The sequence below is a fragment of the Prevotella pallens ATCC 700821 genome (genome assembly GCF_000220255.1).
Lineage (GTDB): Bacteria > Bacteroidota > Bacteroidia > Bacteroidales > Bacteroidaceae > Prevotella > Prevotella pallens.
In genome coordinates this window covers 1,904,391-1,925,740 of the sequence record NZ_GL982513.1, presented here as the reverse complement: position 1 = coordinate 1,925,740, position 21,350 = coordinate 1,904,391, and the positions used below count along the sequence as shown (strand labels likewise).

The following is a 21,350-nucleotide window of genomic DNA, read 5'->3' as shown; positions in this document are numbered from 1 at the left end:
TAATTCGTTTATTATTCGACAGAAAAACGTGGTTATTCCTTATTTTTTCGTTATCTTTGCACCATATATATAGCGGAAAAAGAAATGGAAGTTGTAAAGAAATCACTTATGGGCCTAAATCTTTTGGAACTGAAAGCAGTTGCAAAAGAATTTGGAATGCCTGCTTTTACAGGCGGACAGATGGCAAAGTGGCTTTATATACAGCACGTAACTACGATTGATGAGATGACAAATATCTCTAAGAACAATCGTGAGAAACTAAAGGCAGCTTATACCATAGGGTGTAAAAGACACATAGATGCACAGTATTCTAATGATGGGACTATAAAATATTTATTTCCAACAGATAACGGAAAGTTTGTAGAAACTGTGTATATCCCTGATGACGACCGTGCTACTCTCTGTGTGTCATCACAAGTTGGCTGCAAAATGAATTGTCTTTTCTGCCAAACAGGAAAGCAAGGATTTGAAGGAAACTTATCGGTAGCCGACATATTAAACCAAATATACTCACTACCCGAAATAGAAAAACTAACAAATATAGTTTTTATGGGGCAAGGAGAACCAATGGACAACTATGATAATGTGTTGCGAACCACTCAAATATTAACATCTGATTATGGTTTTGCGTGGTCGCCAAAACGTATAACAGTAAGTTCTATTGGTGTTAAGAGTAAACTAAAACGCTTTCTTGAAGAGAGCGATTGCCATATTGCTATAAGTTTGCATTCGCCTATTCCAACAGAACGAGCAGAGATAATGCCTGGCGAGAAAGGAATGTCAATAGCTGAAACAGTAGAGCTGTTGCGTAATTATGACTTTTCTCATCAAAGGCGATTGTCGTTCGAATATATTGTTTTCAAAGGTGTGAACGATACAGAACGCCATGCAAAGGAAATAATAAAACTGTTGAAAGGATTAGACTGTAGAATAAATCTGATTCGTTTTCATACCATTCCTAATGTACCATTACATGGAGTGGACGACAGAAAGATGGAAGAGTTTCGTAATTATCTAACAAAACATGGTGTGTTTACAACTATTCGTGCTAGTCGTGGAGAGGATATATTTGCAGCATGTGGTTTGCTTTCTACAGCAAAAAAAATAGCCGATGAACGTACATAGACAACTCTTATTTGTTGTTTTTGTAGCTATGTTGATGCTGCTTGGGTGCAAAAATAATATAACCCATTCGGCAAGTTATGGTAAAGCCTACGAAGTAGTAGTTATTAACGATATCGATAGTTTGCTTTACAATACACTTTCGGTGCCAATGAAAGGATTACCACAAATAGAACCCACATTTGATGTTGTGGAAATAACCTCAGATAAACTCAAAGGCGATAGTAAATTGGTGCGTAATATAGTTGTACTAACCATAGATAAACGTCAAAAGCGTGTAGATATAAGCAGTAAACAGAATGTATATGCGCAACCACAGCTAATAATAAATATAGTAGCTCCATCGCAATCGAGCCTACAAATTTTCTTAAAGAAATATGGAAATGAGTTGCGTAACTATCTTATCAAAACCGAATTGCATCGTGCTCAAGGAGATATAGCCAGACAAACAAATGTGAAAGCCGCATCAACAATATATAAAATGTTTGGCATAAGAATGCAAGTACCTCCTGAATTAACAACAAGCAAGGTAGGAAAGAACTTCCTTTGGTTGTCGAACAATGCATCATCTGGTATGGTAAATCTCTGTATATATAGCATTGGGAAAGGTAAATTTGCTCAAGAGCGAGATAGTGTAATGCGTAAAAATATTCTTGGCGAACAGAAAGGAATGTATATGCGGACAGCTTCTATTGTTTCAATGGTACATGGAACGTATAATTCGGTAACAATACGGGGACTTTGGGAAATGCAAAACGATGCAATGGGAGGACCTTTCGTTGCATATTGGAAACCAAATGGAAAACGAATTGTTGTAACAGAAGTTTTCGTTTATGCACCTGAAACAAAGAAACGAAATCTTGTACGCAGATTGGAAGCAGCTCTTTACACTCGAAATAAATAAGAAAAGAAATAGAGATACATAATATTTTAAATAAGTTATGAGTAATAATAGAAAAGTGCGAGTAGCCATTACACATGGCGATACAAACGGAATAGGATACGAATTGATATTCAAAGCATTTGAGGAACCAACAATGTTGGAGCTCTGCACACCTATAATATATGGTTCTCCTAAAGTTGCTACTTACCATCGTAATGCTTTAGAGATGGAAGTAACCTTTACTATTATTAATGATATAAGTGAAGTTCAAGACAACAGAATAAATTTTATACCAGTATTCGATGAAGAAATAAAAGTAGAACTCGGTATTCCTACAGAAGAATCGGGTAATGCTGGCTTGCTTGCAATAGATCGAGCATTGGAAGATTATAATGCTGGTGGATTTGATGTTTTAGTAACTGCACCTTTAGAGAATAATGAATGTTTTCATTTTAGTGGACAAAGTAGATATATTGAAGATCATTTGCCAGCTGAAGAACCATCGCTCTCAATGCTTATAAACGAAAATATGCGTATTGCTTTGGCTACTCGTAATCTGCCATTAAAACAAGTTGCCGAATCTCTTTCTATTGAGAAAATCACCGAAAGCGGTCGTCTGTTATTTCAAAGTATACGCCGCGATTTTCGTATTTCTAATCCGCGTATAGCTATTTTAGCTCTTAATCCGAAAGCTGGAGATAATGGATTGTTAGGTTCAGAAGAACAAGAACTAATAGAACCTGCCATTGATATACTAGAGAAAGAAAATATTTTGGCATTTGGCCCATACGCAGCAGATAAGTTTTTTGCAGGTAACGATTGGGATAAATTCGATGGAATTCTTGCTATGTACTATGAACAAGGATTAACACCTTTCCGTTCGCTCACAGTAGAAGGAGGAGTTAGTTATCTTGCAGGACTACGATTGATACGTACAACTCCAGAAGTTATAGATAATTTCAGTATTGCTGGTAAAGGAATTGCCGATGCAATGCCTATGCGCCATGCTATTTTTCTTGCTATAGATATATTTCGTCATCGTAAAGAATACGATGCTCCAATGGGAAATCCATTGCCAAAGCTATATAAAGAACGCCGCGACGATAGTGAGAAAGTACGTTTTACTATTCCAAAACGTAAAGAAGAATAACAAGAAAGCAGAAAATAGCATAAACCATTGAGCCAATGAAGAAGAAGTTTCAGAATGGATTTTTCCTTTTCGGAATAGTAGTGTTAGCTATAATGGTAACACAGTTAAACTTCTCCGAAGTATGGAAAGGATTGCAGCATGCAGGCTATTGGTTCTTCGCTGTATTGTTGTTGTGGGCATTTCTTTATATATTCAATACAGCATCTTGGTATATTATTATTAAAAGTCAAACTAAGGGAGAAGATAAACGAATGGTTTCGTTTGGATATCTCTATAAACTTAGTGTGTCTGGATTTGCATTAAACTATGCAACACCAGGCGGCTTAATGGGTGGCGAACCTTACAGAATTATGGAATTGTCGCCATATATTGGAGTAGAACGTGCCACATCGTCGGTGCTTTTGTTTGTAATGACACACATATTCAGCCATTTTTGGTTCTGGTTACTATCTATTCCTCTCTTTATACTAACACAACACGTTAGTGTTTTTATGGCTATTATGTTAGCAATATGTGGAATTTTTTGTTTAACAGCTATTTGGTTCTTTTTCACGGGATATAAAAAAGGACTCGCTGTTCGTGTTATGAACCTGCTGAAACATATTCCAGGTATAAAAAAATGGGCACATAAATATGTCGAAAATAATAAAGAACGCTTAGAAAATATAGATAAGCAGATTGCAGCATTACATAATCAAGACCCAAAAACATTTATATCGGTTGTTCTTATAGAACTATCTTGCCGTATTTGTAGTGCTCTCGAGGTGTTCTTTATACTGTTAGTGTTGTTTCCAAGCGTTAACTATTTGAATTGTATCCTTATAATTTCCTTTACAACATTATTCGCAAATATTTTGTTTTTTATGCCTTTACAACTTGGAGGACGTGAAGGTGGATTTCTAATGTCAATATCCGGATTAGGTTTAACAACTAATGCAGGAATTTTTGTTGCTCTTATAGTGCGTGTAAGAGAACTTATTTGGACGGCAATTGGTTTGCTTCTTATTAAAATATCAAAAAGCAAATAGGGGCTATAATAATAGGAGAGAGGTAATTTTAATATTCTAACTTAACAAACAAAAGCATATTGAAAAATGAAACATTTAAATCTTTTTGCAGTAGGATTTGCTGCCTTTTTTGCAGCAACTCCATTACAATCGAAAGTCTATTACGTAACAACAAATGGAACAAACGATGGCACTTCGTGGAAAAAAGCTATGGGAAGTTTAGACGATGCCTTAGCAAAAGCAACTTCGGGCGATGAAATTTGGATTGCAGCAGGTACATATAAACCCACACAACTCATTAAAACTTCGAAGAAAAACTCACGACATTTTCCTCTAAAAAATGGCGTTTCTATTTATGGAGGCTTTGCTGGTACAGAGAAGAATAAAGAAGAACGTATGAAAGTAGAAGATGGTGAAGCTTACGATTATGTGAATACAACAATATTGAGTGCTGATGATGATGTTCCTGATGAGTGGATTAGAGAAACGAATGCAGAAAATCCGTATATGTTTGGGTGGAAAGTTGATAACAATATAATTCCAGGAACGGCAAATAATGCTAACCATATATTATATACGAAGGAAGAAATAACTGCTCCCGTAACAATTGATGGACTTACCTTGAAAGGTGCAAATGCAATGGTGTATAATGTGCAATGTTCAGGAGGTGCTATTTATGCTGTAGGCGATGTTACAATAACTAATTGTCGATTTATAGAAAACTCTTGTTACTTTACAGCCGAAGGAAATAAATATGCCAATGGTGCTGCTATTTATTTAATAGGTAAGAACAATGCAAAAATATCTGGCTGCTATTTTGAACGTACTTATGGTCATTCTCCAAATACACAAGCACAGGGTGGGGCAGTGTATGCCGAAAATGTAGATATAAACGATTGCTTCTTTTTAGATTGTGTTGCTTTAGATGCAGGTGGTGCTATATATAATGTGGGAGGCACCATTACCGATTGTCTTTTCGAAGGTTGTTATGCTCGTGAAGGTGGTGCAATCTATTCGACAGGCTTATTACGCGATAACGAAATAATAAGTTCTCGTGGACTTATTGGTGGTGGTATCTACAATTTAGGTACTGCAATAAATAACGTTGTTACCAATTGTTTTGCCGATTATACATTATTGGGCGACGATAAAGGTGGTGCTGGTGGTGGTGTTTATAATAAAGGAACTTTCGTGGGAGGTCTTGTTTACAACTGTACATCGTTTAATGGTGGTGGAATATATACCGATGGTGGTAAAATTATAAATAGCACAATTCAGAATAATAAGACGAGAAAGGCTACTACAAATGCAAATTTAGACTATTCTTCTAATTGTAATGTTGCAACAGATATTGTAAATACCATAAATAGTAACACTGTAGACAAAGCAAATTTTGTAGCCCCAACTAATTTTGATGGCTTTACTACCAATAAAGATTCTATTGCCGATATTTTGTTTGCTAGTTGGGAACTGCAAATGGGTAGCGAATTTGTTGATAAAGGAATGCCTATTAGTATTGAAAATTACACAGAAGATATTTATGGTAATAACCGAATAATGGGTAAAAGTATTGATGTTGGTGCAGCAGAGTTTAATCCAGCCACATTTATTACACCAATTAAGCCAGAATCTGAAGGTGTTAAACAAAACTATTATACACTTGACGGGCGATATATAGGCAATACTCGTCCAGCATTACCAGGCATTTACGTTGTGCAAACTGTAAATAAGGGAAAACTTCTGACTGTAAAGAAAATATTTATAAAGTAGTGTTTTTTATTTACTTGCTAATATTTATATCTTAACATTTACGTAATAAAAAGTTTTGATATAAGTATAGTGTCGTTACATTATAGATGAACGTTATTTAGTATAAGTTTGTTTATAATAAAAAGAGTATCTGCATATCGAATGAGAATTTGATATGCAGATACTCTTTTTATAGTTTGTATTTATTTGTATAATTGCCGTAAATGCCTTAATATCTTTTAATTAAAAGATTACTAAAGAATTTTATTTGTTCGTAAATGTTATTTTAGAGAGTATTTATATACAATTTTATTTCTATTTTTGCTTCACAAGATACTCAGAATTTCATTTTTATTGACTTATATATTTTGAATATTAAGACTATAAATGTTGCTCTGATTTAAAAAATGTTTTGCGTTATATTTTCTATTTCGCACTCAAATTAAATAACTCTGATTATAATTTTTAATTGTATTATATTTTAAAAAAGGAAAGTAATGATGAAAAAATTACGTTTGATTCAATTGGTCCTATTGTTCTTATTCACAATTGGAGCATATTCTGCAGGACCTATTTCTGGCTATTTTCGTATTAAGAATGCATATACGCGAGCCGATAAGAAACAGTATGTGCAAGTTACGGGTAAGTATCAGGCACAACCAAACCAAACTGCCGAAGCTGTAAAGACACAACCCGGAAGTGTTATTCAGTTAGACGCTGAATGGGATAACACTAAAAATATCTATACCATTAAAACTTTACGTTCGCAGGGTGTAGATGTAATTAATGGTTACTTATTGAAGGGCATAGCTATGGTAAAGGATAAAATATATGCGAAATTGAAGGAAAAGCTTACTATACTTGCTCCTTTTGCAATGGTGTATTTAGAAACCCAAGTGCTTAATAAATGGGACTTAGATATGCATTTAGAGAAAACAACTACCACAAATGGAGCAGAGGCTTATTATGCGTATGCAACAGTACCATCTATGCAACCTATTGTAGATTTTTATAATAATAATGGTAATTTGGTAAAATCGGGAATTGAGAGTGCTCTTGTCAATTATCCAGATATCCGTGATGGGTTGAAACATAACAATGCTGATGAAGTTTGGGAAGCTGTAGAAAAATATGCAGTGCAAGCACTCGAAGGACGTTTTGGAACAAGCAGCGATTTAGTAATATTGGTAAAAAGTTATGTTGATGCCGGCAGAGTTAATCACGGACATACTTATTATTTAATGGAAGGTGCCCTCGACCGAGTAACAGAAAACGGAAATGCTGTAAATAAATATCGCGAAGGAGAAGCAAAGTTTAATTTTTGCAATAATAATGCCACAGCATGGTTTGGACCAGAACTGCCAGCTGTAGGAGAAGCTGCAAAATGGATAATAGAACCTGTAGGCGAAAGTAGTAACAATTATTTTGGAGTTACCACAGCCGATAAGATGAAAGGTAAGAATAATAAGTACTTTACAACCCTCTATACCGATTTTCCAATGAAGATAATAGACAATATTAATGCTTACGTTGTGGAATCTGTTGGTACAATCGGCGAAGAAAAAGGATATGCAAAGTGTACAAAAATAGCATCGCAAGGCGAAATAATTCCTGCACAAACTCCAATTATATTAGAATTAGAAACAACTCAAAGTAATGCAAATAGATTGTTGCCTATTGCAAGTTCCAATACAATATCTACAAACAATATTCTTAAAGCTATATTTTTTGATGAGGCAAAAACAACTGTAGAAACTAACGGAAAAACAATTCGTGTGTTCAATATAAATCCAAATACTTCAGTGCGTAATCCTTTGGGATTTTATCGCTATCGTGGAACAACTGTCAAAGGAAATAAAGCATTCTTATTGGTAGATGCAAACACTTCTGGAGCAAAGTTAGACGGATACGATATGGAAAACGAAGAAACTACGGCAGGTATAGAAGAAGTTGCCACACCAAAAACAAACAACGAAGCTGTTTATTACGATTTACAAGGTAGACGTGTAGAAAAACCAAATAGAGGTATTTATATTGTAAATGGCAAGAAAGTTATAATTAAGTAAGATAGGAGAGAATAGAGATGAAAAGAAAAGAATATACAATGCCTAATTCTGAAGTTGTTGTATTGCAACTTAGCAACGAATATCTTGAAAGAACGCTTGCTGGACAATCAAAAGTGCCAGTAGGTGGCGAAACAGATGACGACGATGAAGACCCAGAAGTAGATGATATGTATTAAATTCTAACCAATTATTAGGCAATAACACTATGTGCAATTGTAAATACAATTATCTCCAGTAATTTCTAATGCCTAATTAGGTATTAAAGACTTGCCAAAGTGCACATAGTTTACACGAAATCTACATTACATATACAGTAATTAGCAGCATATTTGCCAGATGCAAATATGCTGCTTTTGTGTTTTCAAATATAGTTTTCTCTCTATGCGTATTATGAACCTGAGAAAATAATAATTATGAAATAGAAAAAAGTAATTACAAAATAAAAAATCATAATTAAATTTTCCGATACTTTTAATTATAAATTTTAAAAGGTATATTAAATACAGATTAATAGTTGAATAAAATGCCATATATATCGTCTATAGTTCTCACTCTTAATCATCTTGTTTGCCTTTATAAATAGCTGTAGATCACTGTCTCTACATTGCAAAACATATAAATCTGCTTAACAATAAAACAAAATTTACGAGAGTCTAAAATTCTATTTAAGTTTTAGTTTTGGTATTTGTATTATTAACGAGACCCCAATTTAAAATAAAATCCTTTTTCTGTTTATTAATTGTAAGAGCATAGAAGAAAGAGTATCTATAAAAAGATATTTCTTTCTAACCTTCTTGTTTTTCATATAAAGTTATGGCTTTATGTTGTTTTTCTTCAACCATAAGAATACTTAAAATAGTGTTTTTTTCGTTTTTAGGGGTTTATATGTCATTTTTATTTAGTACTTTTACAGCCCGAAATAACAACCAGAAAGGCTTAAAACGAAAATAAATGCTATTTAGCGCAATTTTATTAAGAATTTAAGCGGTTGTAGCGAAACAAAAATAATAGAATATAAAAATACAAAAATAATGGACGAGAATCAAACAGTAGACCACGATCGTATTTTAAAAATAAACATTGAGGAAGAAATGAAAAGCTCTTATATCGACTATTCAATGTCGGTAATAGTAGCTCGTGCACTTCCAGATGTACGCGATGGTTTTAAGCCAGTTCATCGTCGTATTCTTTATGGAATGCGAGGAATAGGCAATTTTAGTAATCAACCCTATAAGAAATGTGCACGTGTTGTAGGTGAAGTGCTTGGTAAATATCACCCACATGGCGATTCTTCTGTATATGGAGCCTTAGTACGTATGGGGCAAGAATGGAATATGCGTTATAAACTGGTGGACGGACAAGGAAACTTTGGTTCCGTTGATGGCGATTCTCCAGCCGCTATGCGTTATACTGAGTGTCGTTTAGCCAAAATGGGCGAACACGTAATGGACGACATTGAGAAAGATACGGTAGATATGGTGAATAACTTTGACGACACGTTGAAGGAACCAGCCGTAATGCCAACCAAAATACCTAATTTACTTGTAAACGGAGGTAATGGAATTGCTGTAGGTATGGCAACAAATATTCCGACACATAATTTAAACGAAGTAATAGATGGTTGTTGCGCATATATTGATAATCCAGAAATTACTGTAGATGAATTAATGCAATATATACCAGCACCAGATTTTCCTACAGGAGCTTATATTTATGGGTTACAAGGAGTAAAAGATGCCTACGAAACAGGAAAAGGACGCGTGGTGATGCGTGCAAAAGCCGAAATAGAAAGCGGAGAACAACACGATAAAATAGTTGTAACCGAAATTCCATACGGTGTAAACAAACAACAACTAATAGAATATATAGCCGACTTAGTGAAAGAAGGTAAGTTGGAAGGTATTTCAAACGTGAACGACGAAACAGGACGTCAAGGAATGCGTATTGTTGTAGACGTGAAACGCGATGCCAATGCTAATATTATTCTGAATAAACTATTTAAAATGACAGCTCTGCAGAGCTCGTTCTCGGTAAACTGTATAGCTCTTGTAAATGGTCGTCCACGTTTATTGAGTTTATACGACTGTGTGAAATATTTTGTAGAGCATCGCCACGATGTAACTATTCGTCGTACAAAGTTCGATTTGAATAAAGCAAAAGAACGCGCTCACATTTTAGAAGGATTAATAATAGCTTGCGACAATATTGATGAGGTAGTACATATAATTCGTGCGAGTCAAACACCAGCCGAAGCTCAAACTAATTTGGAAAAACGTTTTGAATTAGACGAATTGCAATCGAAAGCTATTGTAGATATGCGTTTATCGCAACTTACAGGTTTGCGTATGGATCAATTGCATGCAGAATATGAAGAATTAATGCAGACCATAAAAGATTTGCAAGAAATTCTTGATAATCCAGAGCGTTGTAAAGAAGTAATGAAAGAAGAACTGCAGGAAGTAAAAGAAAAATATGGCGATGCTCGTCGTACCGAAATTATTCCAGATGAACACGAATTTAATGCAGAAGACTTTTATCCAAACGACCCTGTTGTTATTACAATTAGTCATCTTGGTTATATAAAACGAACCCCACTAACCGATTTTAAAGAACAAGCGCGTGGTGGAGTAGGCTCAAAAGGAGCACGCACAAGAGATAAAGATTTTACCGAATTTATTTATCCTGCAACAATGCACCAAACAATGTTGTTCTTTACAAAGAAAGGACGTTGCTTCTGGATGAAATGTTATGATATACCTGAAGGTGATAAAACATCGAAAGGTCGTGCAATTCAAAATATGTTAGCACTCGATCCTGACGATAGTGTAAATGCTTTCTTACGATTAACAGGATTAGACGATGAAACTTTCCTCGATTCACATTATGTTGTATTCGCCACAAAATGTGGATTAGTAAAGAAAACATCGTTACGACATTATTCACGTCCGCGCACTAATGGTGTTATTGCTATAAATATAAACGAAGGCGACGAAGTTGTAGATGTACGATTAACAAATGGTCATAACGAACTTATAATGGCAAATCGTAATGGTCGTGCTTGTCGTTTTAATGAAGAGGCAGTACGCACTATGGGACGTGTTTCTACAGGAGTACGTGGAATGAGATTAGATGAAGACGGAGACGATGCTGTTGTAGGAATGATAGTTGTAGATAATGCCAATGAAGAAACTGTAATGGTAGTGTCGGAAGAAGGTTATGGTAAACGTTCTGTTGTGGAAGATTATCGGTTAACAAATCGTGGTGGTAAAGGTGTTAAAACATTGAACATAACAGAAAAGACAGGCAAGTTGGTTGCTATAAAGAATGTAACCGACAAGAACGACCTTATGATAATAAATCAAAGTGGTATTGTTATTCGTCTTTCTGTGGCAGAATGCCGTGTTATGGGACGTGCAACGCAAGGAGTTCGTCTTATAAATCTTGCAAAGAAAAACGATGTTATTGCTTCTGTTTGTAAGGTTATGAGTGCTGAAATGGAAGAACATGTTGAAGAAGAAGAACATTCACAAACAAATCAAACGAATGATACTTATTCAAATGAGTCGAACGAAGTAGATAACTCCAACCAAACAACATCTCCATCGGTAGATTTTGAATAAATAGAGAGAAACTTAAGCGTTATTGAAGAAAGTGCAGATATAAAACAAACATAAAGCAGAAGATTTAATAACGAGTATTAATCTTTAAATTATAAACTAATATGAAAAAAATTATTTTGGCAGTAATGATGTTAATAGGAACATCTACTGCATTTGCTGGAGACAGCGAACCATTAAAAGCAATTTTAAAAGCTCAGAACTATGCTGAAGCTGCTAATCTTGTACAGTCTACTTTAGATCAACTTGCAGGAAATGAAGAAAAAGCTAAAGCTTACAATCGGCTTTACGAGTTGGCAATGAAGAAGGTAAACTATGAAGAAGGTATTCAGCTAGAGAACGAAACCCAAAAACAAATGGGTAAAGAAGGTAATAAACCTGTAGATGAAAAAGGACTTTATGCTGCTGTTGGCGCAGCCTTTAATTCAGGTGTAGAAGCTATAAAATACGATAATATGCCAAACCAAAAAGGTAAGGTAAAGCCAAAATATGCAGCTTTGGTAGAAAGTGTTTATAAACTTCGTAACGACTTGATTAATGGTGGTGTTTATTATCAAGGTAAAGATGATAAAATGGCATATAAATACTTAGCAGAATATGTAGAATCTGCAGGTTATCCAGAATTTGCAAGCTTTAAAGGACAAGACCAAAATTTGCCAGAAATAGCTTACTTTGCAGCTGTATATGCTTACCAAAATAACGATTTTGCAAAGGCAGAGAAATATATAGAATATGCAAAAGACAACAAGGAACGTGCTAAAGAAGTGCAAAACTTAAAATTAGCTATCTTAGGTTCACAACTAAAGACACGTGAAGATTCTCTAGCATACGCAAATAAACTTGCTGAAATTTATACACAAGATCCAAGTAACGAAGCAATTCTTTCAACATTAGCTTCTACTTACAATTCACTTGGTATGGGCGATAAAGCAATGCAAATAATAGATGCGCATCTTGCAAAAGACCCTAAAAGCTACAGTGCATTAGTTTTAAAAGGACAATTTGAAAGTGTTAGAAAAAATTATGATGCCGCAGTTGATGCATTAAAGAAAGCATTACCATTAGCAACTGATGAGAGTGCACAAATAGCAATTAATGCTTCTATTGGACAGTGTCTGTTCTATAAAGCTCAAGAACGTGTAATGGCTGTGAAAAATTTGACCAAAGAAGCACGTGCACAATTCAATGTTGTTTACAATGAAGCAATTTCTTATTTAGAGAAAGCAAAAGCTCTTGATACTGCAAAGCAAAGTAAAAACTTATGGGCAATCCCTCTCTATGGTAGCTATTATTTTGTAAAAGGACCTGAGGCTCCTGAAACAAAAGCTCTTGCTGCCGATGCAGGTTATGCTGAATAATATAAATATATGTCCCTCTTTGGTGTTCTTTTTGCCAAAGGGGGATATTTTTATAAGTCTCATCTCTATTCTATCAATAAAGAATGATAGAAAAACTAATAAAAACTGATTTGGAGATTTTTTTCTCTTTATAACAGTAAAGATGAGAAAGTTATACTACAAAATGAAAGCTTATGAGGAAATTAACGATATATGTTTTATTTTTGTCTTTCTGTTTTTTGTCAGCGCAGGCACAGAATAATAAGGTAAACGCTGAAAAATTTAATAAACAAGCTGAAACTGCATATCAAAGAGTACAATCGAATACGGATAGGGATTCGCTCGCTATCTATCGTGCTGTGGTAGATGGAATATTGTCTTCGTTAAAATGCGATGAATATGATAGAATGCCTAATCGTAAAGGTAAAATTAAACCAGAATTCAGTAAAGAAAACCAACAACGCATATCAACATTGTATCCAATGTTGATAGATGCAGGTCAGTTCCTATTAAAAAATAATTATACGAAAATAGAAGGACAGAAAGCTTTAGAACTTTATTTAACAACAAGAACAAATTCTTTGGTAGCAGATATTCCTGATGAAAGTGGAATTGCTGCATATTATTTGGCTTATGATTATTTAAAAACTAGGAATTTTAGATTAGCAGAGAAATATGCTAATATCGCCATACAATATGATGAAACAGCACAACCAGCTGTAGAAGTGAAGACAGAATGTATGGGAGAACAAATGAAAAATGCAGATGACTCATTAAAATATCTTGGCGTTCTAGCAAAATTATATGAAACAGAACCAACAAATACAAAATATTTTTCTTGGTTAATGAAGTTTTATCAGCATTCTACAGCCCGATTTAATATAGAAAGTTTTATAGACCATCAGTTGGTAAATAATTCGAAATCGTCAATACCGTGGATATTGAAAGGCGAGATAGCTATGCAAGCAGGAAGATGGGACGAGGCAATAGAAGCATATAAACTGGCAGATCAGCTATCGCCTAATTTAATTCCAATAGCTTTTAATATTGGTGTGTGTTTGAATATGCGAGGATTAGAAATGAGAAACGAAATGTTAGAAAAACAAAAGAAGGGAATACCAATACAAGAAAATGATTATATGATATATTTTGCCGATGCACGAAATTATCTTGAAAGAGTAAAAGCAAAAGATCCTCGACGTAATAAGGTAGATTGGGTAAACCCTCTTTATATGGCTTATACTATGTTAGGAGATAAAATAAAGGCACAAGAATTAGAAGGACTGACAAATAAATAAACGAGGTGAAAAAAAATATTTTAAAGAGCATATTGTTTCTTGTATTTATATTTAGCCCTATGTTATTGTATGCTCAAAAGAAACAATTGGCAACAGCTCGCGAATCACTGAAAACAGGAAAAGAGTTAGTGAAGGCGGAGAAATCTATGCAGAACTTATTAGAGGATTCGGTAAATCGCACTAATACTAAAATTTGGGTAATGCTTTGTGATATATTGATGAAGCAATATGAACAAGGTAATGAAAAATTGTATTTAAAACAACAATATGATACCGCAGCTTTCTTCTCTGTAACAAAACGAATGTATGAGACTATGGCAAAATTCGATTCTATTGATGCACACCTGAATATGCCATCTCCCGTACTTCCAAAATATAGAGAACGTCATGCTCAATTTTTAAATTCTATTAGACCAAACCTTTTTAATGGTGGCACATATTTCCTCCATGTGAAGGATTATAAAACTGCTTACGATTATTTTGATAATTATATCAAGACGGATAAACAGTCGCTTTTTATCGGTTATGATTATGAGCATAAAGATGATTTAATGCCCCATGCTGCTTATTGGGCAATGTATTGTGGTTATAAATTGGGAGATACAGAAAAAACAATGCGGTATCTGAATTTGGCAGAACGTGATAGTTCTATGTTGAACTTTGTGAGACAGTATGAGGCTAGTGCTTATTTAATGCAAAAAGATACAACAAAATACCTTAAAGCTTTGCAAGAAGGTTTTAAAGAATATCCCAATTTCGCATTTTTCTTTCCTCGATTAGTGGAATATTATGTTAAAAATGGAGATAACCAAATGGCACTCCAAATAACAGATAAAGCTTTAGAGACTGATTCAACAAGTGTATTGTTCCGTTTCACAAAGAGTACGGTATTGCTTAACCTTGGACGTTATAAAGAATGTATAGATATTTGTTTAAAACTGATACAAGAGAAGGCTGATTTTGCTGATGCATATTGTAATTTAGGATTAGCATATTTTGACCAGGCTATAGAGTTAGCCAAAACTCAACAAAATCGTTCTAAACGAGTTAAAATAAATAAATTGTATGAAACTGCAATGCCATATTTAGAACAATACAAAAGATTGGCACCAAAAGCACGAGATAAATGGCTAGCACCATTATATACAATTTATTTGAATTTAAATATGGGAAAAGAATTTGACGAAATAGATAAATTGCGTAATGAAGCTAAATGAAGTAATAGAGAAATTAGATATAACGCTAAACGAAATGCAAGAAGCTACCTCCAAGGCAATCTTGCATTCCAATAAAGATGTTATAGTGTTGTCGCCAACTGGGTCTGGGAAAACTTATGCTTATTTGTTGCCTTTGATAGAATTATTAGACCCAACAAAAGATGAGGTTCAGGCGGTTGTATTAGTACCTGGAAGAGAATTAGCAAAACAGTCGGCAAATGTAGTCCAAGATATAAAATCAGGTTTAAGAGTAATGGCTCTTTATGGTGGTAGACCAACAATGGACGAACATCGTGAAATGCGTAATGTGAAACCACAAATCATTTTTGCGACTCCAGGTAGATTGAACGATCATCTTGATAAGGAAAATTTTGAATCAAAAACTATACAATGGCTTATTATTGATGAATTTGATAAGTGTTTAGAGATGGGATTTCAACAAGAGATGCAAGAAGTTGTAGATAAGTTGCCTATGGTGAGGCGTCGTATATTATTATCTGCAACTGAGGCGGATTCTATCCCAAAGTTTATAAATATAGGCTCTAATATTTGCATAGATTATAGGAATAATGAAGACGAAACTTCTAATCGTGTTCAATTACATACAGTTTATAGTACAAAGAGAGACAAGTTAGAGACTCTTTCTGATTTATTGAAATATCTTGGCGACAAGAGTAGTATTGTATTCTTAAACTATCGAGAATCTGTTATTCGTACTGCTACTTATTTACAGGAAGAAGGTTTTTCTGTTTCTATATTCCATGGCGGATTAGAACAGAAAGAACGTGAAGCAATGTTATATCGATTTTCGAATGGTTCAACTAACATTCTTGTAAGTACAAATTTAGGAGCAAGAGGTTTAGATATTCCCGATGTAGATAATATTATTCATTATCACTTTCCAGAAAACGAAGACGAATATATTCATCGAGTGGGGAGAACTGCGCGTTGGGATAAATGCGGTAATATATATTTCTTGTTAGGTCCAGATGAGCAACTTCCTAATTATATAAACCAAAAGGTTGATATTATGGAACTTCCAGATGTATTGCCTACCATAAAACCAGCGCGAATGTCTACATTATATATTGGTAAAGGAAAGAAAGACAAGATATCCAAGGGCGATATAGTAGGTTTTTTATGTAAAAAAGCAGGAGTGGAACGAATGGATATAGGAAAGATAGACATAATGCCACGTTTTTCTTATGTAGCAGTATCTCGAACAAAAATATCCCAAATTCTAAAGATGACGAAAGGTGAGAAAATAAAGGGTATTAGTACCGTTGTGGAAGAAGTGAAGTGATAGTTGTGTTATAATGCTGTATAATTTATAGATTACAAGCAAAAGGATTGATGAGACAATAAAAATAGAAAGTAAAAATATGCTTAAATATTTGCCTATGTCAAATAAAAACTTTAATTTCGCAGACGTATGACTAAGTCTATACGCCCTTTTGAGGAATATAATAATATAATAATAAATAAGTTCAACTAAAAAATTAAGACATCATGAAGAAGTACAATTTTGGTGCTGGTCCATGTATTCTTCCACGCGAAGTAATAGAGAAAACAGCAAGTGCTATCTTAGATTTCAACGGAATTGGTCTTTCAATCGCTGAAATCAGCCACCGTTCAAAGGATTTTCAACCTGTAATGGATGAAGCAATGGCTTTGGTAAAGGAAATACTAAATGTTCCTGAAGGCTATTCAGTATTATTCTTAGGTGGTGGTGCATCACTTGAGTTCTGCATGATTCCTTTCAACTTCTTGGTAAAGAAGGCAGGTTACCTAAATACAGGTGTTTGGGCAAAGAAAGCAATGAAAGAAGCTAAAATGTTTGGTGAGGTTGTTGAAGTTGCATCATCTGCAGATGAAAACTACACATATCTTCCAAAGAATTTTGATGTTCCAACAGATTTGGATTATTTGCATGTAACAACTAACAATACAATATATGGTACAGAATATCATAAAGATTTAGATGTACCTGTTCGTATGATAGGTGATATGTCTTCTGATATTTTCAGTCGTCCAGTAGATGTTTCTAAGTACGATTGTATTTATGGTGGTGCGCAGAAGAACCTCTCTATGGCTGGTGTTACATTCCTTATTATTAAGGACGAAGTTCTTGGTCGTGTACAGCGCGAAATACCAACAATGTTGGATTATCGTACACATATCAAGAAGGGTTCTATGTTCAATACTCCTCCTGTAGTACCAATCTACACAGCAATGGAGAATCTCCGTTGGATTAAGGCTAATGGTGGTGTAGTAGCAATGGAAAAACTTGCTAAGGAACGTGCAGATATTGTTTACAATGAAATTGATCGTAACAAGTTGTTCCGTGGTACAGTAAAATGTGAGGAAGATCGCTCTTATATGAATATCTGCTTCGTTCTCAATGATGAGTATGCAGAACTTCAAGATGAGTTCTTCAAATTTGCTACAGAAAGAGGTATGGTTGGTATCAAGGGACACCGTGATGTTGGTGGCTTCCGTGCAAGTTGCTACAATGCAATGACAGTAGAAGGCTGCAAGGCTCTTGTTGAAACTATGAAAGAATTTGAGGCTAAGCATTAATTAGAAAATATAGTAAAGGCACGGATAGACCTCTAATAGGTTATATCCGTGTACTTGCATTATAAAAATTTATTACTATGAAGGTTTTAATCGCAACAGAAAAACCATTTGCAGCAGCAGCTGTTGAAGGTATTAGAAAAGAAATAGAAGGTGCTGGACACGAACTTGCACTTTTAGAAAAATATACAGAAAAAGCTCAGTTGTTAGATGCTGTAAAAGACGTTGATGCACTTATCATTCGTTCAGATAAAGCAACAGCAGAGGTATTTGATGCTGCTAAGAATTTAAAAATAGTTGTTCGAGCTGGTGCTGGTTACGATAATATTGACCTTGCTGCAGCAACTGCACACAATGTAGTTGCAGAAAATACTCCAGGTCAGAACTCTAATGCTGTCGCTGAACTAGTTTTAGGACTTCTTGTTTATGGTGCTCGCAATTTCTATAATGGTAAGAGTGGTTCAGAATTGATGGGTAAGAAACTTGGTATCCTTGCATTTGGTAACGTTGGGCGTAATGTAGCTCGTATTGCTAAAGGTTTCAATATGGAGGTTTATGCTTATGATGCTTTCTGTCCAAAAGAAGTTATCGAGGCTGCAGATGTGAAGGCTGTTGATAATCAAGAAGCTTTATTTGAGACTTGCGATATTGTTTCTCTCCATATTCCTGCAACTCCTGAAACAAAACAGAGTATTAACTATGCTCTCGTGAATAAGATGTCTAAGGGAGCAACTCTTATCAATACTGCACGAAAAGAAGTTATCAACGAACCAGAACTCATCAAGTTGATGGCGGAGCGTGAAGATTTGAAGTTTATCACAGATATTAAGCCAGATGCTGATGCTGAATTTGCTAAGTTCGAAGGTCGTTACTTCAGTACACCTAAGAAGATGGGTGCTCAAACAGCAGAGGCTAACATCAACGCTGGTATTGCAGCTGCAAAGCAAATAAATGCTTTCTTTGCTAACGGTGATACCAAATTCCAAGTAAATAAATAATATTTAAACTCATATTGCAGATTATTAGGAACTATGCTTATAAAACAGCAAAAGCCATGATAGTCTGCTTTTATTTTATATCTACAACATATTATGGCAATAGTAAAACCATTTAAAGGTGTTCGTCCTCCAAAGGAATTCGTAGAACAAGTAGAAAGTCGTCCATACGATGTATTAAATTCAGAGGAAGCACGTGAAGAAGCTAAAGGAAACGAAAAAAGTCTTTATCATATCATTAAACCAGAAATAGATTTCCCAGAAGGTACAAGTGAATACGATCCACGTGTTTACGAAAAGGCTGCTGAGAATTTTAAGATGTTCCAAGACAAGGGTTGGTTGGTGCAAGACGATAAAGAACAATACTACATTTATGCTCAAACAATGAATGGCAAGACACAATATGGTATTGTTGTTGGCGCTGCTTGTCAAGATTATGTAAATGGTGTTATAAAGAAACATGAACTTACACGCCGCGACAAGGAAGAAGATCGTATGAAGCATGTTCGTGTAAACGATGCAAATATAGAACCTGTTTTCTTTGCTTATCCAGATAATCCTGTGTTGAAAGAAATTACATCTCGCTATGCTGCTACTACTCCAGAATACGACTTCATTGCTCCTATTGATGGTTTCCGTCACCAACTTTGGGTAGTCTCTGATGATAAAGATATAAAGACTATTACTGAAGAATTTGCAAAGACGCCAAGTCTTTATATTGCAGACGGGCATCACCGTTCTGCTGCAGCTGGTCTTGTGGGTGGAGAGAAAGCAAAAGCTAATCCAAATCATACAGGTAAAGAGGAATATAACTACTTTATGGCTGTTTGCTTCCAAGCTTCTGAGCTTACTATTCTCGATTACAACCGTGTTGTTAAAGATTTGAATGGTATGACTCCTGCACAGTTCCTCGAAGCATTGAACAAGAACTTCATAGTAGAAAAGAAAGGTACTGCTATTTATAAACCAGCTCATTTACATGAGTTCTCACTATATTTAGATGGCGAGTGGTACTCTCTCACAGCTAAAGAAGGTACATACGATAACAACGATCCTATTGGCGTGCTCGATGTTGATATATCAAGTCGTTTGATTCTCGATGAACTTCTCGATATAAAAGATTTACGTTCAAGCGATCGTATAGACTTTGTTGGCGGTCTTCGTGGTTTAGAAGAACTTAAGAAACGTGTAGATAGTGGTGAAATGAAGATGGCTTTGGCACTTTACCCTGTATCTATGCAACAAATTATGGATATTGCTGATAGTGGAAAGATTATGCCTCCAAAGGCAACTTGGTTTGAGCCAAAACTTCGTTCAGGACTTATTATTCACAAGCTTTCGTAAGTATAGAATATCATTAATGCTGATTTTATATCAAGTTAATTAATGACCGATAAGTATAAAACAGTACACAAAGACACAATAGGCGAGGGGTTTTATTCCGAAAAGAGGAGTAAATTCCTCGCCTTTGTGCATCATATCGAATCTGCTGAAGAAGCTTTAGATGTTGTGAGGCATTATAAAAAGAAGTATTATGATGCGCGGCACTGTTGTTATGCTTATCGTTTAGGGGCTGATGGTGCTGAATTTCGTGCTAATGACGATGGAGAGCCTTCTTCAACTGCAGGTAAACCTATTCTTGGTCAGCTTATAAGCAACGATATTACTAATACTTTAATTTGTGTAATCAGATATTTTGGTGGCGTAAAGCTTGGTACGAGTGGACTGATTGTTGCATATCGCGAAGCCGCTGCAGACGGAATAGCACATTCGAAAATAGAAGAAAAGTTTGTAGAGCACATTGTTCATTACACCTTTTCTTATCCAATGATGAACGATGTTATGAAAATAGTAAAGGATATGAATGCTAACATCGTTGAACAAAAGTTTGATAACACTTGCGAAATTGTACTCTCTATTCGCAAATCATTCGCCGAACAGCTTGAAATGCGACTGAATAGTCTTTCGTTTGCTTAGTATGGGGATATAAAGCTATTTATTCGACCTATATGTCAAAAATACATAGTGGCGAACAAAAAAGGCTACTGACTTTTATATGGAATACTGAAACTAACAAACACAAATGCCCCAAAATATCGGAAATAATGTTCAGGAACATTGACAATGTTATTAGTATTATGGAAAGAACTATAGTTCGTCTAATAATTTATTTTCATGTTTATCTGTGTTTATTTGATCCCAATAGTCAATATGGACATTATAGATATATGGATAGTTATACATAGTTTCATTTTTACTTATGAAAATATCTATTCTACCAAAGCATTCTTTCCATATAGGTTCTTCTTCTGATGGCAATTCATAACGTGAA

The 21,350-nt window shown here is 34.9% G+C and carries 17 protein-coding genes; 16 read left to right on the top strand and 1 reads right to left on the bottom strand.

Features of this window, described 5'->3' with window-relative positions:
• Positions 1–84: 84 nt before the first annotated feature.
• From rlmN to HMPREF9144_RS07460, 16 genes are all read left to right on the top strand, one after another.
• Complete coding sequence (rlmN, locus tag HMPREF9144_RS07530) at positions 85–1,125, top strand: dual-specificity RNA methyltransferase RlmN (RefSeq protein WP_006045340.1); 1,041 nt, start codon at positions 85–87, stop codon at positions 1,123–1,125.
• A complete protein-coding gene (locus HMPREF9144_RS07525; RefSeq protein WP_006045339.1) occupies positions 1,112–2,026 on the top strand; it encodes a DUF4837 family protein in 915 nt (304 codons plus the stop codon). The genes rlmN and HMPREF9144_RS07525 overlap by 14 nt, the downstream gene beginning before the upstream one ends.
• Before the next feature lie 37 nt (positions 2,027–2,063).
• Entirely contained in the window at positions 2,064–3,155 is a 1,092-nt protein-coding gene (locus tag HMPREF9144_RS07520; protein WP_006045338.1) for a PdxA family dehydrogenase, read from the top strand.
• A 35-nt stretch (positions 3,156–3,190) separates the two neighbouring features.
• Positions 3,191–4,183, top strand: coding sequence for a lysylphosphatidylglycerol synthase transmembrane domain-containing protein (locus HMPREF9144_RS07515; RefSeq protein WP_006045337.1), 993 nt, complete (start codon positions 3,191–3,193; stop codon positions 4,181–4,183).
• 66 nt (positions 4,184–4,249) lie between these two features.
• Positions 4,250–5,932 carry a right-handed parallel beta-helix repeat-containing protein gene (locus tag HMPREF9144_RS07510; RefSeq protein WP_006045336.1) on the top strand — a complete coding sequence of 561 codons (1,683 nt, stop codon included), beginning with the start codon at positions 4,250–4,252 and terminating at the stop codon, positions 5,930–5,932.
• 476 nt (positions 5,933–6,408) lie between these two features.
• On the top strand, positions 6,409–7,977 hold the full coding sequence (locus HMPREF9144_RS07505) for a hypothetical protein (protein ID WP_006045335.1): 1,569 nt from the start codon (positions 6,409–6,411) through the stop codon (positions 7,975–7,977).
• A 17-nt stretch (positions 7,978–7,994) separates the two neighbouring features.
• On the top strand, positions 7,995–8,153 hold the full coding sequence (locus tag HMPREF9144_RS13545) for a hypothetical protein (RefSeq protein ID WP_006045334.1): 159 nt from the start codon (positions 7,995–7,997) through the stop codon (positions 8,151–8,153).
• Positions 8,154–9,008: 855 nt separating this feature from the next.
• Complete coding sequence (gyrA, locus tag HMPREF9144_RS07500) at positions 9,009–11,597, top strand: DNA gyrase subunit A (protein ID WP_006045333.1); 2,589 nt, start codon at positions 9,009–9,011, stop codon at positions 11,595–11,597.
• 101 nt (positions 11,598–11,698) lie between these two features.
• Entirely contained in the window at positions 11,699–12,952 is a 1,254-nt protein-coding gene (locus tag HMPREF9144_RS07495) for a tetratricopeptide repeat protein (RefSeq protein ID WP_006045332.1), read from the top strand.
• 173 nt (positions 12,953–13,125) lie between these two features.
• On the top strand, positions 13,126–14,229 hold the full coding sequence (locus HMPREF9144_RS07490) for a tetratricopeptide repeat protein (protein WP_006045331.1): 1,104 nt from the start codon (positions 13,126–13,128) through the stop codon (positions 14,227–14,229).
• Positions 14,230–14,288: 59 nt separating this feature from the next.
• On the top strand, positions 14,289–15,446 hold the full coding sequence (locus tag HMPREF9144_RS07485; RefSeq protein ID WP_174262615.1) for a UDP-N-acetylglucosamine--peptide N-acetylglucosaminyltransferase SPINDLY family protein: 1,158 nt from the start codon (positions 14,289–14,291) through the stop codon (positions 15,444–15,446).
• Positions 15,433–16,749 carry a DEAD/DEAH box helicase gene (locus HMPREF9144_RS07480; RefSeq protein ID WP_006045329.1) on the top strand — a complete coding sequence of 439 codons (1,317 nt, stop codon included), beginning with the start codon at positions 15,433–15,435 and terminating at the stop codon, positions 16,747–16,749. Before HMPREF9144_RS07485 ends, HMPREF9144_RS07480 begins: the two co-directional genes overlap by 14 nt.
• 206 nt (positions 16,750–16,955) lie before the next feature.
• Entirely contained in the window at positions 16,956–18,026 is a 1,071-nt protein-coding gene (gene serC, locus HMPREF9144_RS07475; protein WP_006045328.1) for a 3-phosphoserine/phosphohydroxythreonine transaminase, read from the top strand.
• A 77-nt stretch (positions 18,027–18,103) separates the two neighbouring features.
• A complete protein-coding gene (locus HMPREF9144_RS07470; RefSeq protein ID WP_006045327.1) occupies positions 18,104–19,021 on the top strand; it encodes an NAD(P)-dependent oxidoreductase in 918 nt (305 codons plus the stop codon).
• Between the two features lie 93 nt (positions 19,022–19,114).
• Positions 19,115–20,362, top strand: coding sequence for a DUF1015 domain-containing protein (locus HMPREF9144_RS07465; protein WP_006045326.1), 1,248 nt, complete (start codon positions 19,115–19,117; stop codon positions 20,360–20,362).
• A 42-nt stretch (positions 20,363–20,404) separates the two neighbouring features.
• Positions 20,405–20,995, top strand: a complete 591-nt coding sequence (locus HMPREF9144_RS07460; RefSeq protein WP_006045325.1) for an IMPACT family protein — start codon at positions 20,405–20,407, stop codon at positions 20,993–20,995.
• Positions 20,996–21,166: 171 nt separating this feature from the next.
• Here HMPREF9144_RS07460 and HMPREF9144_RS13540 read toward each other — a convergent pair.
• A partial coding sequence (locus HMPREF9144_RS13540) for a hypothetical protein (protein ID WP_006045324.1) occupies positions 21,167–21,350 on the bottom strand: 184 nt, incomplete at its 5' end.

Coding starts and splice junctions, on each gene's coding strand:
- rlmN (WP_006045340.1), top strand. CDS start 85: ATGGAAGTTGTAAAGAAATCACTTATGGGCCTAAATCTTTTGGAACTG.
- HMPREF9144_RS07480 (WP_006045329.1), top strand. CDS start 15,433: ATGAAGCTAAATGAAGTAATAGAGAAATTAGATATAACGCTAAACGAA.
- HMPREF9144_RS07470 (WP_006045327.1), top strand. CDS start 18,104: ATGAAGGTTTTAATCGCAACAGAAAAACCATTTGCAGCAGCAGCTGTT.
- HMPREF9144_RS07485 (WP_174262615.1), top strand. CDS start 14,289: ATGTTATTGTATGCTCAAAAGAAACAATTGGCAACAGCTCGCGAATCA.
- HMPREF9144_RS07490 (WP_006045331.1), top strand. CDS start 13,126: ATGAGGAAATTAACGATATATGTTTTATTTTTGTCTTTCTGTTTTTTG.
- HMPREF9144_RS13545 (WP_006045334.1), top strand. CDS start 7,995: ATGAAAAGAAAAGAATATACAATGCCTAATTCTGAAGTTGTTGTATTG.
- HMPREF9144_RS07525 (WP_006045339.1), top strand. CDS start 1,112: ATGAACGTACATAGACAACTCTTATTTGTTGTTTTTGTAGCTATGTTG.
- HMPREF9144_RS07510 (WP_006045336.1), top strand. CDS start 4,250: ATGAAACATTTAAATCTTTTTGCAGTAGGATTTGCTGCCTTTTTTGCA.
- HMPREF9144_RS07465 (WP_006045326.1), top strand. CDS start 19,115: ATGGCAATAGTAAAACCATTTAAAGGTGTTCGTCCTCCAAAGGAATTC.
- HMPREF9144_RS07495 (WP_006045332.1), top strand. CDS start 11,699: ATGAAAAAAATTATTTTGGCAGTAATGATGTTAATAGGAACATCTACT.
- gyrA (WP_006045333.1), top strand. CDS start 9,009: ATGGACGAGAATCAAACAGTAGACCACGATCGTATTTTAAAAATAAAC.
- HMPREF9144_RS07505 (WP_006045335.1), top strand. CDS start 6,409: ATGATGAAAAAATTACGTTTGATTCAATTGGTCCTATTGTTCTTATTC.
- HMPREF9144_RS07520 (WP_006045338.1), top strand. CDS start 2,064: ATGAGTAATAATAGAAAAGTGCGAGTAGCCATTACACATGGCGATACA.
- HMPREF9144_RS07460 (WP_006045325.1), top strand. CDS start 20,405: ATGACCGATAAGTATAAAACAGTACACAAAGACACAATAGGCGAGGGG.
- HMPREF9144_RS07515 (WP_006045337.1), top strand. CDS start 3,191: ATGAAGAAGAAGTTTCAGAATGGATTTTTCCTTTTCGGAATAGTAGTG.
- serC (WP_006045328.1), top strand. CDS start 16,956: ATGAAGAAGTACAATTTTGGTGCTGGTCCATGTATTCTTCCACGCGAA.